16 protein-coding genes are annotated in these 16845 nt (G+C 42.2%); 11 read left to right on the forward strand and 5 right to left on the reverse strand.

Annotated features, from left to right (window positions below; translation table 11 throughout):
- The first annotated feature begins 227 nt into the window (after window positions 1-227).
- From F9802_RS11280 to F9802_RS11300, 5 genes are all read left to right on the forward strand, one after another.
- Complete coding sequence (locus tag F9802_RS11280; protein ID WP_152151994.1) at window positions 228-1412, forward strand: acetyl-CoA C-acetyltransferase; 1185 nt, start codon at window positions 228-230, stop codon at window positions 1410-1412.
- A 265-nt stretch (window positions 1413-1677) separates the two neighbouring features.
- Window positions 1678-3417: a SulP family inorganic anion transporter gene (locus tag F9802_RS11285; protein ID WP_152152263.1), complete on the forward strand. Its 1740-nt coding sequence runs from the start codon at window positions 1678-1680 to the stop codon at window positions 3415-3417.
- Window positions 3418-3434: 17 nt separating this feature from the next.
- Window positions 3435-3770 carry an ArsR/SmtB family transcription factor gene (locus F9802_RS11290; RefSeq protein ID WP_152151996.1) on the forward strand — a complete coding sequence of 112 codons (336 nt, stop codon included), beginning with the start codon at window positions 3435-3437 and terminating at the stop codon, window positions 3768-3770.
- 483 nt (window positions 3771-4253) lie between these two features.
- Window positions 4254-6824 (forward strand): helicase-related protein, encoded by a 2571-nt coding sequence (locus F9802_RS11295; protein WP_152151998.1) that lies wholly within the window; start codon window positions 4254-4256, stop codon window positions 6822-6824.
- 110 nt (window positions 6825-6934) lie between these two features.
- The gene (locus tag F9802_RS11300) at window positions 6935-7789 is read left to right on the forward strand and encodes a dimethylarginine dimethylaminohydrolase family protein (protein ID WP_152152001.1); all 855 of its coding nucleotides are present in this window, start codon (window positions 6935-6937) and stop codon (window positions 7787-7789) included.
- A gap of 87 nt (window positions 7790-7876) precedes the next feature.
- Here F9802_RS11300 and F9802_RS11305 read toward each other — a convergent pair whose 3' ends face one another.
- Window positions 7877-8179, reverse strand: a complete 303-nt coding sequence (locus tag F9802_RS11305; RefSeq protein ID WP_152152003.1) for a hypothetical protein — start codon at window positions 8177-8179, stop codon at window positions 7877-7879.
- Window positions 8180-8269: 90 nt separating this feature from the next.
- On the opposite strand from F9802_RS11305, the gene mug reads away from it, so the two are divergent.
- The 5 genes from mug to F9802_RS11330 all read left to right on the forward strand — a co-directional run bounded on the left by mug (window position 8270) and on the right by F9802_RS11330 (window position 12350).
- Window positions 8270-8782, forward strand: coding sequence for a G/U mismatch-specific DNA glycosylase (gene mug / locus F9802_RS11310; RefSeq protein ID WP_152152005.1), 513 nt, complete (start codon window positions 8270-8272; stop codon window positions 8780-8782).
- Between the two features lie 22 nt (window positions 8783-8804).
- Window positions 8805-9287 carry a DUF456 domain-containing protein gene (locus F9802_RS11315; protein WP_152152006.1) on the forward strand — a complete coding sequence of 161 codons (483 nt, stop codon included), beginning with the start codon at window positions 8805-8807 and terminating at the stop codon, window positions 9285-9287.
- A gap of 119 nt (window positions 9288-9406) precedes the next feature.
- On the forward strand, window positions 9407-10453 hold the full coding sequence (locus tag F9802_RS11320; RefSeq protein WP_152152008.1) for a fatty acid desaturase: 1047 nt from the start codon (window positions 9407-9409) through the stop codon (window positions 10451-10453).
- 164 nt (window positions 10454-10617) lie between these two features.
- Window positions 10618-11754, forward strand: a complete 1137-nt coding sequence (locus F9802_RS11325) for a sensor histidine kinase (protein ID WP_152152266.1) — start codon at window positions 10618-10620, stop codon at window positions 11752-11754.
- Window positions 11751-12350: a response regulator transcription factor gene (locus F9802_RS11330; protein ID WP_152152010.1), complete on the forward strand. Its 600-nt coding sequence runs from the start codon at window positions 11751-11753 to the stop codon at window positions 12348-12350. The genes F9802_RS11325 and F9802_RS11330 overlap by 4 nt, the downstream gene beginning before the upstream one ends.
- A 30-nt stretch (window positions 12351-12380) precedes the next feature.
- Here the strand turns inward: F9802_RS11330 and F9802_RS11335 are convergent, their stop codons facing one another.
- The 4 genes from F9802_RS11335 to F9802_RS19670 form a co-directional block, all read right to left on the reverse strand.
- Entirely contained in the window at window positions 12381-13352 is a 972-nt protein-coding gene (locus tag F9802_RS11335) for a bile acid:sodium symporter family protein (protein ID WP_152152012.1), read from the reverse strand.
- Between the two features lie 468 nt (window positions 13353-13820).
- A complete protein-coding gene (locus tag F9802_RS11340) occupies window positions 13821-13943 on the reverse strand; it encodes a small acid-soluble spore protein P (protein WP_152152014.1) in 123 nt (40 codons plus the stop codon).
- 30 nt (window positions 13944-13973) lie between these two features.
- Window positions 13974-14177, reverse strand: coding sequence for a DUF3813 domain-containing protein (locus F9802_RS11345; RefSeq protein WP_152152016.1), 204 nt, complete (start codon window positions 14175-14177; stop codon window positions 13974-13976).
- Complete coding sequence (locus F9802_RS19670) at window positions 14178-14342, reverse strand: hypothetical protein (RefSeq protein ID WP_191991894.1); 165 nt, start codon at window positions 14340-14342, stop codon at window positions 14178-14180. It lies immediately after the preceding gene.
- Window positions 14343-15133: 791 nt separating this feature from the next.
- On the opposite strand from F9802_RS19670, the gene F9802_RS11350 reads away from it, so the two are divergent.
- Entirely contained in the window at window positions 15134-16813 is a 1680-nt protein-coding gene (locus F9802_RS11350; RefSeq protein ID WP_152152018.1) for a formate--tetrahydrofolate ligase, read from the forward strand.
- Window positions 16814-16845 lie beyond the last annotated feature (32 nt).

The following is a 16845-nucleotide window of genomic DNA, read 5'->3' on the forward strand; positions in this document are numbered from 1 at the left end:
AATTTAAAGGTGAAGCTTGGTGTACTGCAGTTTTCATAAAAATAACGTTATTGTTCATATAATAGTTTCTTAGTTACAAATTAGTAAAAAATAGGGTGGGGATTTTAGGTCCGATTTCCCAATTTTGGAATCAAGAAGCAAGTTAGTACGGCAGTCGAACAAAAAAATGAATGACCGCTCATAATATGGTATATTTAAGGAGAAGTTTTGGATAGGAGAGATGATACATGAAATCTATTTATCTGATAGAAGGGGCAAGAACACCGTTTGGAGCGTTTGGGGGGGCACTGAAAGAAATTTCCGACATTGATTTGGGAGTTGCGGCTTCAATAGAAGCAATGAAGCGGGGCGGGATTGCTCCAGAAGAAATTGACGATGTCGTTTTTGGGAATGTCATCCATACAAATAAAGCGTCTGCTTATTTAGCTCGGCACATTGGTTTAAAGAGCGGGATCCTTGAGCAGACGCCGGCACTTACTCTCAATAGACTGTGCGGATCAGGACTGCAGGCAATTGTTTCTGCTGCCCAAACGATCATTCTTGGAGATGCAGAGACGGCGCTGGCCGGAGGGGCCGAAAACATGAGTCAGGCACCGCACGTTTTGCGAAATACCCGCTTCGGTTCCCACGCAGGGGCACCGCCGATTGATGATATGCTGTGGTCGACGCTGACCGATCAATATATTGGCTGCGGCATGGGGGTCACAGCGGAAAATTTGGCCGAGAAATACGGCATTAGCCGGGAAGATCAGGATGAATTTGCTTTTCAGTCTCATCAAAAAGCGGAGGCAGCACAAATTTCTGGCCGGTTTAATGAAGAAATTGTTCCTGTGATTGTAACAGACAAGAAAAAAAGAGAACAACCTATTTCAGAAGATGAGCACATCAGAAAAGGAATCGAACAGCAGAGCCTCAGCAAGTTGAAACCAGCTTTTAAAAAAGAAGGCACGGTCACTGCGGGCAATGCGAGCGGAATTAACGATGGGGCGGCGGCTGTTGTTCTAGCCTCTGAATCGTTTTTATCGTCCCGCGCCAATATAAAACCTCTCGCAAAAATCGTCTCGTGGGGAATTGCGGGAGTCGATCCGAATATTATGGGCATCGGTCCTGTTCCGGCAAGTGAACTCGCTCTAAAAAAAGCGAACCTTACTTGGAGTGACATCGATATCATTGAGCTGAATGAAGCGTTTGCTGCGCAATCACTCGCTGTTATTAAACAACTTGAACTCGACCCGCAAAAAGTCAATGTCAACGGAGGGGCGATCGCACTCGGCCATCCGGTCGGCGCAAGCGGGGCACGCATCACGTACTCTCTCGCTTTAGAGATGAAGCAACGAGGCGTAAAGTACGGACTTGCCTCCCTTTGCATCGGCGGCGGGCAGGGAATTGCGATCGTGCTTAGGCGAGTTTAACAATGTTTAAACGTAAACATGTTACTATTGATTTTCACGGTCCGGCTGGATTTTTCCTATATTAATAAATGTGACCAAAAGGAAGAGACAGACCCGTGTGCATTCGCACTTTTTGCTAATTTCAATGCCATCGATAGTTGATCTTATACATTTGTATAAGGTCTTTTTTGTCATTGTACTTTTTTGTATTAACTATATAATATTAGTATATTCAAAAGTTTGAATATACTAATAAACGAGAAAAGAAGGGATTACATTGGGTAATATGCTACACTCTTTTAATAATTATTCGATGCGCCATTTTCGTAAAGACTTGTTAGCAGGGATCATCGTTGGGGTAATTGCGATTCCGCTTGGAATGGCCTTTGCGATTGCTTCTGGGGTTAAACCGGAGTACGGTATTTATACGACGATCATTGCGGGGATCCTCATTTCTATTTTTGGAGGTTCTAAGTACCAAATCGGCGGACCGACTGGTGCATTTGTCCCTGTTCTCCTCGGAGTTGTCATGACATACGGGTATGAAAACTTATTGGTTGCTGGCTTTATGGCCGGGGTGATGCTGCTTTTAATGGGCGTTCTGAAGCTGGGGGCGTTAATAAAGTTTATCCCGCGTCCTGTCATTATTGGTTTTACTTCAGGTATTGCTGTCATTATTTTTTCTGGGCAAATCGCCAATTTTTTAGGACTCAGTGATATTGAAAAGCATGAAGACTTTCTTTCTAATATGAGAGAAATTGTTATTCACTTGGATTCGGTTAATTTATATAGTGTAGCAACCGCCATCATCTGTTTCTTTTTCATCATGGTTACTCCTAAATTTTTACCGAAGATTCCGAGCCCTTTAATTGGGCTTCTTATTTCAAGTATTGCAGCTGCGTATTTTTTTCCTGGACAGGTGGCAACTATTGCTTCTGCATTTGGTCAAATACCTAATTCTTTACCTGATTTTCATCTGCCGCAGCTTACTTTGGAAAAAGTTCACCTATTACTTGGCCCTGCCTTTACGATCGCCATACTCGGAGCGATTGAATCTTTATTATCAGCGGTCGTTGCTGATGGGATGACGGGAAGCAAGCATAACAGCAACCGGGAGTTAGTAGGGCAAGGAATCGCCAATATTATCACACCTTTATTTGGCGGCATTGCAGCGACAGGAGCCATCGCCAGAACAGCGACTAATATTAAAAATGGGGCTGTTTCCCCTGTGTCAGGTGTTATTCATGGATTGTCTGTTCTGCTCGTACTGTTGCTGTTAGCTCCGTATGCATCTACTATCCCTTTAGCAAGTATGGCGCCGATTTTAATGGCCGTTGCCTGGAATATGAGTGAGCGAAAAGAATTTACCCGTGTTTTACGGACAAAAACGAGCGATTCTCTCATTTTGTTTGTTACTTTTACTCTTACCGTATTTGCCAATTTAACAATTGCTGTAGAAGTAGGATTGTTGTTGTCTGTCATTCTTTTTGTGAAACGGATGAGCGGCTCTCTTAAGGTTGAGCAGGTGCTGCTTGATCCTGCAGATAAAAAAGTACGGACAACTATGGTCAATGGAGGTTACGACTGTCCGCAAATCAACCTTTTCACGGTTGAAGGACCGCTCTTTTTTGGAGCCACTCAGCTGTTTGAACAATCAATCATGAGCGCCATTCATTACCGCCCGAATGTGTTAATATTGAGAATGAGTAAAGTTCCGTATATGGATACGACGGGGGAAGCCATTTTAACAAGCATCGTTAAGCACTTTCAAAAACAGGACGGCACCATCCTGTTTTCAGGTATGCAGCATCAACCAACTACCGTGATGAAGCGGACAAAATTACATGATAGGATCGGGAAAGAGCATTTCTTTGATCATACTGGAGAAGCAATAGATTTCGCCTTAACAAAATTAAATATAGATAAGTGTATCGGCTGTAAGCAGTACGCTTTCCATGAATGCACGGAATTATGTAAAGGAAACAGTATAGAGAAGAGTTCTGAAAAACGATTCTTAGTTCAATGATAGAATGGAGAAACGAAATGAATGTAGAATTACAACAATTTAAAGCTGATTTTTTTAAAGCACTTTCTCATCCAGTGCGAATAAGGATTTTAGAACTGTTGGCAGAAGGAGATAAAAATGTCAATGAAATTCAAACGATGATTGGGTCTGAAGGCTCTTCCGTATCCCAGCAACTAAGCGTACTGCGCAGTAAAAATATTGTGTTCGGCACGAAAGAAGGCAATCGAGTAGTGTATTCATTGAGAGATCCGATGATTATTGATTTGCTGGACATTGCCCGTCAAATTTTTAATAATCATTTGATTGACACAGTCAGCATGCTGGATCAATTGAGTGAAGGGAAAAAAGATTAGTCATAGCGATTCTGTCATTTAACAAGAAAACAATCTATCCTTGAGTTTCGTGGGTTGGAACGTGTGTTCTGTACTCGTGTGTGTTATAATTAAGAGGCAATAGAATAGGTTCTCAAGGGTGGTCGGCATAGCTCCTCCAACTTGTATGGAGGGAGGTGATGCCGTATGACAACGTTTGAAGCACTCATGTTTGCAGTCGCTTTTGCAGGCTTGGTCGTGTCCATCTTGTCATTCCATAAAAAAGACTAAAACCGCCCTTGAGTTTACCCAGCTCTGGCGGTTTTAGCACGTTAGACGCTGATCCCCTTAAAGGGACCTGCTATTGCATGGCCGTTTCGATGTTACCAGCATCGAAATGGCTTTTTTAAAATATGTTATTTCTTTTAAATTATACCCCAGTGTTTGGGATTTGCCAACAAGAACGATTTCTTATTATACAATCATATATAATTGCATTTAGTAAACATGCGAAAGGAGACGTGTATGAAAAAAATTACCGATACGCATATAAAAGCCATCTCGCATACAAAACAAAAGATTCATGAGGATATCATTCGCTTTTTAGAAACCAAAGAAAAGCTGCCTTCATTTGCACAATACCTTGAAGACAGAGGAGAATATACAAAACAAATTTGGCTGAATGTCTGGATTAACAAAGCGTCAAATGAAATTCCCAGTAAAGAAAAGAGAGCTTTTTTAAGAGAAAGAGGCTTTGTCACAAAGGATGTAGCGCGCAAGCTGATCAATCAATTGTTCCGAAATGAAATTAGAGATCATCAGCCTTTTGATCCGAATGAATGGCTGAATCAAAAGTATGGACAGCAGATGGAGACATGGCAAGTTTGTTATGAGCAGGCACGAGCTCAGTTTTTTGCCCGTCAGGAAGAACAACGCCGCGAAAAAGAACAGACAGTCCTTCATGACAAAATAGAAGCAGAAGCAGAGAAAATAGTCGAACAAAACGAAGAACGTCTTTACTTGCCGTTCAGGCACTCTATGGCGATTCGTCTGCACGAGGATCTTCAAACGAAAAAAAGATTTTATCAAGTAGATACGGCTGCTCTGGAAGAACAATTAACGGAAGCCGGAAGCTTTGATCCAAGAGACTATGAGACTGTCGGAGACTTTTTTGGAGAATTGACGGGTCATATTGAACAAACGTGGCACTGGGAATTTGAATATGAAACATATTACTCTGTGTATGAACAATTAGCTGCTAATTATGCATTTGATCTTATTTTACAGATGATTTTCGACAATCTTTCGGAGCAAATAAAGAATGACTATAAAGAAGCGAATAGCGAAGTGCTCACGACAGACATTTTAATGGATATGATCGACCATCTACTCTCAGATACAGAGTGGAAATGTTTCGTAGAACTTGAAGAAGAAGCGTTGGCTGACCTTTTGCATATAGCTTCATTGCCGTTTGATGAGGCGGTACATAAAAGTCTATATGAAAAAGGTAAAGCGGAAAGGGAACAGAAAAAAGCACAGGAACAAGCGGAATTGGAGCGGAGAAAGGCGGAAGAAGAAAGGCTGATTGAAGAGATTTTTGGTCAGGCATACCGACCGCCAGCTGAAAGAAGCGTTCGCTACGTTCTTCATATCGGCGAAACAAATACTGGTAAAACCCATCAGGCACTGGAAAGAATGAAACAGGCTAAAAGCGGGCTTTATCTAGCGCCTCTTCGCTTGCTCGCTCTTGAAGTGTATGAAAAATTAAATAAAGAAGGGATTCCTTGCTCGCTGAAAACAGGAGAAGAAGAAAAGGCAACTCAAGCTGCCTGCCATGCTTCCTGTACGGTGGAAATGTTTCATGAAAAAGATTTTTACGAAGTAGTCGTCATTGATGAAGCACAGATGATTGCCGATAAAGACCGCGGCTTTTCCTGGTATAAAGCGATTACAGGCGCCCGCGCAGACGAAGTTCACATCATTGCCAGTAAAAACATGAAAGAGATGCTGATCCAGCTTCTAGGTGACAGCGAATATGAACTGATTGAATACAGCCGTGATATCCCGCTTCAAGTGGAACCGGCTCCGTTCAAACTGTTTGAAACAGCAAAAGGAGATGCACTCGTTTGTTTTTCAAGAAGGGAAGTGCTCGAAACAGCGGCAAGACTGAAGAAAAATCGATTTTCTGTCAGCATGATTTATGGCAGTATGCCCCCGGAAACGAGAAAAAAGCAAATGCAGCAGTTTATTGAAGGAAAAACATCTGTCATTGTATCGACGGACGCCATCGGCATGGGATTAAATCTGCCGATTCGCCGAATTGTTTTTTTAAAGAATGAAAAATTTGACGGCTCGAGAAGAAGGCTGCTTACATCCCAGGAAGTGAAGCAAATTGCCGGCCGTGCCGGGAGAAAAGGGTTGTACTCTGTCGGAAAGGTCGCCTTCACGTCTGATATTAAAACGATGACGTATTTACTTGAAACAGAAGATAAAGCTGTGACGACTTTTGCGATTGCACCGACAACAGCAGTGTTTGAACGATTTCAAAGACACTACCGCGATCTTGGCACGTTTTTTGAGTTGTGGCACCGCTTTAAAAGCCCAAAAGGAACGAAAAAATCCTCCCTTTCTCAAGAACGTGCTTTATATGAATTCATTCGCGGCAGTGAAATAGAGGCAAGGCTGTCCATGACAGATCTGTATGGCTTCCTGCATTTGCCGTTTTCAACGAAAGAACCGGAGATGACGAGACAATGGCTCGCTACGATGCAAGCTGTTGTCAGTAGCACGGATCTTCCTGAACCACAAGTGAAAACAGGAACTCTTGAAGACCTTGAGCTGTCTTACAAAGCGATCGGCCTGCATCTGCTCTTTTTATATCGGCTGGAACGGCAGACGGAGGCGATCTACTGGGAACGCCTGCGGGAAACGATTAGTGAAGGGGTCCATGAACAATTGCAATCGGAAGAAACGAGGACAGGCAAAACGTGCAAGAGCTGCCGAAAAAAACTTCCTTCCGATTTTCGTTATCAACTTTGCGATAGCTGTCACGCTTCAAGACGTGAGAAAAAGTATTACAGGAATAAAAGGTATTAAGTAAATGTTTTGACCAGTGCGGAAAAGTAAAACTTTATCAAGAAGATCGGTTTATAACGTTTTCCATAATGGGAATAGTATTAGTAAAAGATATTCCCGGGAGGACGGTCATGGAGTTAGTTTCTAAACAAAGTCAGCCAATCACTTGCAGCAGCGAATACGATAAGTTACATAAAGTGGTGCTCTGTCAGCCGCAATATATGGCGATCGAGGAAGTCATTAATGAAACGCAGGAACACTTTAAGGAAGAAAACATCCAAATTGAACGTGCGATGAAACAGCACCGGCAATTTTCACAGATGCTTCGTGAATATGGCGTCGAAGTAATCCAACTGCCGCCGCGGCCTAAGTACCCTGAACAAGTATTTACACGAGATATTGGTTTCACTCTTGGCTCACACTTATTTGTAGCTGATATGGCGAGTGATATTCGCCAAGGGGAAGAGGAAGAATTGAAAAAGTGGCTGAAAGCGGAACATCTATCTTTCGTTCAGTTGAATGAAGGGATTATTGAAGGCGGTGATGTGATCATTGACGGCCGGACGATTTATGTCGGAATCAGCAGCCGCACGAATGAAAAGGCGATAGACGAGTTGCAATCACTGCTGGCTGAGTATGAAGTGATTCCCATTCCTTTTAACGAAAAGTATCTGCATTTAGATTGTGTTTTTAACATTTTATCTCCCGAGGATGCTTTAATTTTTCCGGAAGCACTAAATAAACAGGAAAGACAGCTGCTCGAATCACGCTTTGATTTAATTGAAGTGTCAGAAGAAGAACAGTTTACCCTCGGAACGAATGTACTTTCCATCGGTCATAAAAAAGTGTTCAGTCTTCCGGTGAATAAAGAAGTGAATAAGCAGCTGGCTGAGCGGGGATATAAAGTGATCGAAGTGGACATCACGGAAATCATTAAATCGGGCGGATCTTTTCGCTGCTGCACGATGCCGCTTTTGCGCGGGTGAAGATAGAATAGGCAAAAAAACAACCAAGCAGATCAAAGCTTGGTTGTTTTCATTTGAAACTTATGGCTTGAAATATCGTAATAGTAATTAACGTCTTTTCCGCCGCCCGATTTCTTCCGTAACAATAAAAGCGAGTTCGTCATTTCCGTATAAAGAGAGAACATTTAATAACGTGTCATCAAGAATTTCTCCCGCTTCTTCTTTTGAAACCGTTAAATCAATCGCCTGCTGCAAAGCTTCATTGGCTGATTGCTGCGGATATGCCTGCTTATACAACACCGCAGGATCAAGATCATTATTTACACACCACTGCGCAAAAATAAATACCATCATTTGTTCATCACGCTCGTAGTTCTTGATCACTTGTTCTTCCATTTCTTTTTTATTCATTCAGGACGCTCCTTTTACGTTATGTACGTTTATTATAAAGGTAGTGGAAGAGTGATCACAACAATCAACAATTAGACAGGAAGTGAAAGTTTGGAACCCATTAAGGATCATTTAAAAGAAAATCTGGATATATTGTTTGTCGGCTTTAATCCAAGTCTTCGTTCAGGTGAAACCGGTCATCATTTTGCTAACCCGAATAACCGGTTTTGGACCATTTTGTATAGGGCAGGTTTAACCGACACAAAGTTTAGGCCAATCGAAGATGACAAACTGCTAGATTTAGGATTTGGACTGACGAATATCGTGGCAAGGCCGACGAGAAACGCACAAGAAATAACGAAAGAGGAATATAATGAAGGCAGAGAGGAATTGAAAAAGAAAATTTCTTTTTACAAGCCGAAGATTGTCTGTTTTGTCGGTAAAGGTGTGTATCAGCAGTACAGCGGCCGAAAAGACGTTTCATGGGGCCTTCAGGTAGAATCTGTCGTTCCAGGTGTGAAGGATTTCGTCGCTCCTTCATCGAGCGGTCTCGTTCGAATGAAGCTAGATGAGATTGTCGGTATTTACCATGAACTGCCGGAATTAATTCGCATTTTATTATAATAAAAATTGAGGAGTGATGGCGATGGATGTCGCAGCCTGGATAGGCATTGTTGTTTTGTTTGTGATTAGTTTCGCCGGATTGATTTTCCCGGTGATCCCCTCTATTTTGTTTTTGTGGGGCGGATTTTTGCTTTATCATTTCGGGATAAACAGAGATGAATTATCAATTATTTTTTGGATCGCCATGGGGCTGTTCACGATTTTAATTATTGTGTCCGACATTCTTGCCAACAGTTATTTTGTGAAGAAGTACGGCGGTTCGAAGTGGGGAGAACGGATTGCAGCACTTGCCGTCATTGTCGGCTCGTTCGTCTTTCCGCCATTCGGCATTTTGCTTGTCCCATTCGCTGCTGTTCTCGTGACTGAACTGATTATCCAAAAAGATATAAGAAAAGCTGTCATGATTGGCTTTGCCACATTTGTCGGTTTTTTAAGCGGCACAATCGCCAAGTTTATTATACAGCTCATTATGATTGCCTGGTTTATTATTGAAATCATTATTTAAGAGCCAACATAAGGCGACGATATGACATTTGTCATACTCTGTACATGACGGGTGCTACTGCAAAAACTTCTTTTCCTTTTTTATAATGAATGTATCAAGAAAGGGAAAGGAAATAAAACATGAATAAAGAAAACTCCAAACAGCTGCGGAAGCAAGTGGCTCCTTATGAAAAAGCGGATACGAAAGCCAGTGTATGGCAAATCATCAATACAGTGGGTCCGTTTTTCCTCATCTGGTTCCTTGCCTACCAAAGCTTGTCCATTTCCTACCTGCTTACGTTAGCTTTAGCTGTAATTGGCGCAGGATTTATGACGAGGATGTTTATCATTTTCCATGATTGCTGTCATCACTCGTTCTTTAAAAACCGAAAAGCAAATAAAATTGTTGGAACAATCACAGGGATTTTAACATTTTTCCCATACAGTCAGTGGCAGCACAGCCATTCTGTTCATCACGCCACGAGCGGCAATCTCGATAAGCGGGGAACGGGCGATATATGGGTCATGACCGTCGATGAGTATATGCAAGCGTCCTTTTGGCAGCGTTTGTCTTACCGGTTATACCGCAACCCGTTTGTAATGTTTATTTTAGGCCCCATTTATGTGTTTCTGATTGAAAACCGCTTTAACCGAAAAGGAGCCAGATGGAACGAACGGCTCAATACGTACTTGACGAACGTGGCGCTTGTTACGATTATCGCATTGCTTTGCTGGGCTATCGGCTGGCAGGCGTTCCTTTTAGTTCAAGGGCCGCTCTTTATGATTGCCGGTTCTGCCGGTGTCTGGCTCTTTTATGTCCAACACACATTTGAAGATTCTTATTTTGAAGAAGACGAAAATTGGAACTACGTCAAAGCGGCGGTGGAAGGCAGTTCTTTCTATAAGCTGCCGAAACTTCTGCAGTGGCTGACTGGCAATATCGGTTTTCATCATGTGCATCATTTAAGTCCGCGGGTGCCTAACTATCAGCTGGAAGAAGCTCATAATAATTCACTTCCGCTGCAAAATGTGCCGACGATCACGCTTTCGACAAGCTTAAGTTCTCTTAAATTCCGTCTATGGGATGAGCAAAGTGAGAAGTTTATTACTTTCCGTGACGTAAAAAAATCAGCCGCCCGGCAGACAAAAAAGAGTGCTTTTCACTCTGTTCACGTAAAGTCTGAATAAAACTAGAAGTAAAAACCATGTTTTCTTACCTTATCTGGAATATCATCCAGACCGGTGAGAAAACATGGTTTTTATCAAGAATGAGATTTCACGATTTTCCTGGATTCCTTTATACTGAAGAAAAGGTGCGTTCGCCCTTCACCTTATTAAAAGAGGTTTTAATGATGCAAAAAAGATATATGACTTTTCAAAAAAGCTCAGGAATATCTCCTTATATATGGAGCGTATTAAGTTTACTGCCTTTTTATTTTATTTTTCAGTCTTCCTCCTCGATTGAAATCATTGTGGGAATTGTACTGACGATTTTATTTTTTATCTCGTATCGGCTTGCTTTTATGTCAAAGAAGTGGCCCGTCTATTTATGGACATGTATTTTGATCGGTATTTCAATCACGATGACGATTTTGTTTCAGTTTGTCTATTTTGCTTTTTATATTGCTTATTATAACGGCAACATTAAAAACCGTGTTGCATTTATTACACTGTATGTGATTCATTTAGTCAGCACGACGATTTCCATTAACTATCATTTCGTGCTGCAAAATGAACTGTTTTTAAAACAGCTGCCATTTATTGTTATCGTCTGGATTAGTGTCATCCTATTGCCGTTTAATATTTATAATCGGAAAAAACAGGATCAGCTGGAAGAGCAGCTGAAAGATGCGAACGATCGGATTTCTGAGCTCGTCAAAATGGAAGAGCGGCAGCGTATCGCCCGTGATCTTCATGATACGTTAGGGCAAAAGCTATCACTTATCGGCCTGAAAAGTGACTTAGCGAGCAAATTAATTTATAAAGACCCGGAACAGGCCCGGAGCGAATTAAAAGATGTGCAGCAGACAGCTAGAACAGCGTTAAATGAAGTGAGGAAGATGGTCTCTTCCATGCGCGGAATTCGATTAAAAGACGAGATTGTTCTCGTGAAACAAATTCTCCAGGCTGCGCAAATTGATTTTATCGGCGAAGACGAGATTAAGTTAGTGAATGTTTCTTTGTTTCTAGAAAATATTTTAAGTATGTGTTTGAAAGAAGCGGTCACTAACGTCGTCAAACATAGCCATGCTTCTAGATGTCTCGTTCACATTGTGCAATCGGAACGAGACATCTGTATTACAGTGAAGGATAATGGAGAAGGAATAAACGCGGAAAAAGCATTTGGCAAAGGAAGCGGGCTTCTCGGTATAAAAGAACGGCTGGAATTTGTGAATGGGAGCCTGTGCGTTCATTCGGATGGCGGCACGACCCTCGCTATGACGGTGCCTAATGATGTGAAGCCGAGAGAGAAGGAGGAATTGGCGTGATTCGTATAGTCATTGCGGAAGATCAGCGAATGCTGCTTGGGGCACTCGGTTCGCTGTTGAATCTGGAAGATGATATGGAAGTAGTCGGCAAGGCGTCGAACGGTGAAGAAGCCATCGCCCTCGTGCAGCAAAAGAAACCCGATGTTTGCATTATGGACATTGAAATGCCCAGTAAGAGCGGGCTGGAAGCGGCTGAAGAGCTAAAAGATTTGGAATGCAAAGTCATTATTTTAACGACTTTTGCCCGCACAGGTTATTTTCAGCGGGCGCTAAAAGCGAAGGTGAGCGGCTATTTACTAAAAGATAGTCCAAGTGAAGAACTGGCAAGCTCTATTCGCAGCATTATGGCCGGAAGGAGAATTTATGCCCCTGAATTAATGGATGATTTCTATAGTGAAGAAAACCCGCTTACAGACCGGGAGAAAGAAGTGCTGGAGCTTGTGGCTGACGGGAAAAACACGAAAGAAATTGCCGACCAGCTCAATATCAAAAACGGAACTGTACGAAACTATATTTCAACGATATTTGATAAGCTGGAAGTAAAAAACCGGATCGAAGCCATTTCGCAATCGAAAGAAAAAGGCTGGTTTAAATAACAGAGAAGCAAAACGAGAATCCACTTTGAGTTAAAGGGGATTCTCGTTTTTGGTTTGATGCAAATGATCCATTTTCGTTGAAAATACATTAGCTACAATCGCTCCGAGTGTTAAATTGACGACCATATTCGCAACTGAAGGGACAGCCGCTGCAGAACTAATATGTTCCATTGCCAGAGTAGCCGCCAAGGCCGTGTTGCAAATGCCAGTATGGAATAAAATCGCCCGGCAGTTTTGTTCTGGTATTTTGAATAATCTAGCTATCAAGTATCCAGTAAGCATAGGGACGGAAACTTGTATAAACACCGCAAGAAAAATGAGCGGCAAAAGATCAAGGTTTTTTGCCAACGAGCTTTGAGCGCTGGAAACAACGGATAATACGACGATAAATAAGGCAAGCATGGAAAGAGCAGATGTGTAAGGCTGAATGACTTTCACTTTTTCTGTCCATTTCCATTGCAACAGCAACCCGAGCAGTAGAGGAATAAACACGATGTAAATAATACTTAAAAATAACGGCCAAAAAGCAATTGGGATAAATTGGCCGGCAAACCATTGCGCAAGGACAGGAGTGAGTACAGGAGAGATGAACGTATCAGCTGTCGCCATCGATACACTTAACGCCACCTCGCCGCCTGCCATAAATGTATATAAATTGGCGGATGTGCCGCTTGGGACTACCCCTGCTAATATGATTCCTATAGCAATTTCTCTCTCATCCTTAAAAAAGAAGTACGCAGTCAAAAGTGTTACTCCCACCATGATGGTCCATTTGAGAAGCACGCCGGCAAACATATAGGCCGGTTTCTTTATAACGGAAACAAGAGAACTCGTCGACAAAGACATGCCCATCAATAAGAAAATAATTCCCAGCGCTGGTCCCGTTAGGCTGCGGATGGATACGAACGTTTGTGGAAAAAAATACGCAATGATAGATAAGAAAACAATCCACACTGGCAAATATTTTGAAATAATGAACACGCAAAACCGGAATATCTTCATGAACTCACCACCTTAATCTTATTCCTTAATGTTAAAGGTTAGTAGCAACCGAATAAAAGAAATTTTAAAAACAATGTTAAAATAATAAGGATAAGTTAGATTGTTGGCAATTTCAAGAAAATTAATTATTATGGAAACTATCTTTTTGCCGGATGGATATTATTTCTTTTATAGATAGGAGGCATATAATTCTTGGAGAAAATGATACAACCAGCTTATCGGTGTTTATTGTTATATACATCTAAGATTAAAGCTAATCGTTACCCGTCTTGCTGCTTATTACATACATTCCAGCGATTTCAACTTTTTCACCGGATGTGCTCGGCGTAAAATAATGTTATAGGTGAGAAAAAATTTATACTATACATAAAAAAGCCTCCGTATATCGTTACGCCCAAAATTGTACGGGCGCATGATTATACGGAAGCTTTTTCTGCGTTTGATAATAAGTGCCAAAGAGGCTAAGGGTTACATATCATGTCCACTGTTTTTCTTTTGCCGTGAGTGGTTTTTGTTTTTAACTTTATGAGAACCACTCAGCGGCTGTGGCTGGCCGGTCGTGCTATTTGACTTTGAAGAATTTTTACTCATTAATAAACAACTCCTCTACATCAGATTCAGTCAGCTGTATTCATTTCTTTGAGTCGATTGTTCGATTTGCCGCAGTCTTTTTTGCATTTCGTTCAACTGTTTTTGCTCCGCCAATGTAGAATTCGCAAAAGCGGAGGAAAGACTGTTTTTCGCGATCGCAATATTTTCATTCGTGGCGCTGGTGACTGCCTGATCGACAAATATTTTTGCTTCTTGGAAGAGTTTATTCCCCATTTAAAATCCTCCAAGCGTCATATTAGGATTTTCTTCTGTATTCTCGTTTGAATATTGGGCTTCTGCTTCAGAGTAAGTCATGCGGTAAGGGAAGAGCTCGTCATGCTTAGAAACTGAATCTTTGCCTTGTTGAACAAAACGTTTCGATTTATTGCTTTTTCCCATTATTCATCCCTCCGAAGTTTTAGCTTATTAGCACAGAAGGTCTCTGTGCCATTACTATTTTGTCTCAAAATTTTATTTATATGAAGTGAATAAAATGGATGAATGAAAAAATGTTTTTATTTGCAAGTATAATTTTGAATCGAATGGTTATCATAACTAAGGCAAGGAACGAAAAACTCCAATGGGGTGATGGCTTTGGACGCATATCGTACTAACCCAGAAACGGGATTCTCAGTAATCATCATCATGTAAATGAGGTGTTTGTCGGAGAACAGGTACATGTCGTATAAACCATTTGAACTTCTTGCATAATGACGGTGCGCCAATCGGCGTGCCGTTTCTTCTTTTTTGCGGACTAAATAAGCTGATTTTTTTATTTTGGGGGTATAAACTTTTTGAAAAATGAACATGATAACTAAGGCAAGGGACGAAAAACTCCAATGGGGTGATGGCTTTGGACGCATATCGTACTAACCCAGAGACGGGATTCTCAATGTCAATTCCATCATGTAAATGAGGTGTTTGTCGGCGAGCAGGTATATGTCATATAAACCATTTGAATTTCTTGCATAAAAAACGGTACGCCAATCGGCGTACCGTTTTCTGATGTATTAATGATATCCCAAACTCATTGCAAATGGTGTACTAAATATTATTATCACGCTGACAAATATTTGTGTGAAGGGTTGCTCTGTCGGAGTTTTTCCCAAGTTATTTGATGATTCCAAAATCGGCGTTCTTTTTTCCTTTTTTCGTATTATAATGAAGAAAAAAGGAAAGCAGGAAAAGACATGACAAAAATCACAAAACTGTTGACAGATCTTGAGATTGCATCGAAAGCCGACATACGCCCGGTTAAAGAGATTGCCGAAGCAGCTGGCATTCCTGAAGAAGCAGTGGAACTGTATGGTAAGTATAAAGCGAAAATAGATGTGACGAAACTGCCGAAGAAAACATGTAACGGGAAAGTCGTTTTAGTGACTGCGATTAGTCCGACGCCGGCGGGGGAAGGAAAATCGACTGTGACGGTCGGGTTAGCAGATGCGTTGTCCCAAATAGGAGAAAAAGCGATGATCGCCCTCCGCGAGCCGTCGCTCGGTCCTGTTATGGGGATGAAAGGCGGTGCAACGGGAGGCGGTTATTCACAAGTGCTGCCGATGGAAGAGATTAATCTGCATTTCAACGGCGACCTCCATGCGATTACAACTGCGAATAATGCCCTCAGTGCAATGATCGATAACCATCTCCATCAAGGGAACAGTTTGCAAATCGACCCGCGAAGAATTACGTGGAAAAGGGTTCTTGATATGAACGACCGGGCATTACGGAATGTGACAGTCGGATTAGGCGGGCCGGCCCACGGTGTGCCGCGCGAAGATGGTTTCGACATAACTGTTGCTTCTGAAATTATGGCGATCCTTTGCTTGGCAACAGATCTAGTGGATTTGAAGGAGCGGCTGGCACGGATCGTCATCGGTTATACATACGGAAAAGAAGCGGTGACGGTGCGGGATTTAGGAGTGGAAGGTGCATTGACCGTTTTGCTCAAAGAGGCGTTCAAGCCGAACCTTGTTCAGACGATCGAAGGCACGCCCGCCCTCATTCATGGCGGTCCTTTTGCGAATATCGCCCATGGATGCAACTCGCTCATGGCAACTAACACGGCACGAAGTCTTGCTGATATCGTTGTGACGGAAGCGGGCTTTGGCGCAGACTTAGGTGCAGAAAAGTTTATGCATATAAAAGCACGGCAAGGTAGCTTTTCACCGGACGCCGTCGTCATCGTTGCGACGGTACGGGCGCTTAAAATGCACGGCGGCGTTCCGAAACAGCAATTGCAAGAAGAAAATGTAGAAGCAGTGCGGGCGGGTATCCCGAACTTAGAAAAACATATTGATACAATCCGCCGTTTCGGAATTGAACCTGTCGTTGCCTTGAACCGTTTCATTTCCGATACATCGGAGGAAGTGGAAGAAATTATTAGTTGGTGCAAGGCGAACAATGTGGCGGCAGCAGTGGCTGATGTATGGGGAAAAGGCGGGGAAGGCGGCTTCGAACTCGCTGGACATGTCATGAAACAGCTGAACAGCTTGAACAACTTCGCCCCGCTTTATGACGTCAAAGATAAAACTGCCGATAAAGTACGGACGATTGTACGGGAGGTTTACGGTGGAGAAGACGTGCAATTTACCGATAAGGCACTGAAACAGTTAATCGAGATCGAACGAAATGGATGGGGCGAAATGCCTGTATGTATGGCGAAAACACAATATTCGTTTACGGATGAACCGAAACTAACGGGCCGTCCAGAAGGATTTACAATTACAATACGGGAAATCATTCCGAAATTAGGTGCTGGATTTCTCGTCTGCCTAACCGGTGATATTATGACGATGCCAGGATTGCCGAAACAGCCTGCCGCACTGAATATGGACATTGACGCGGAAGGGAACATTACAGGGTTAATGTAACGGGAAAAGGCCTTGCAGATGATTAATCATCT

Source organism: Bacillus aerolatus (assembly GCF_009183655.1).
Classification (GTDB): domain Bacteria; phylum Bacillota; class Bacilli; order Bacillales; family Domibacillaceae; genus Pseudobacillus; species Pseudobacillus aerolatus.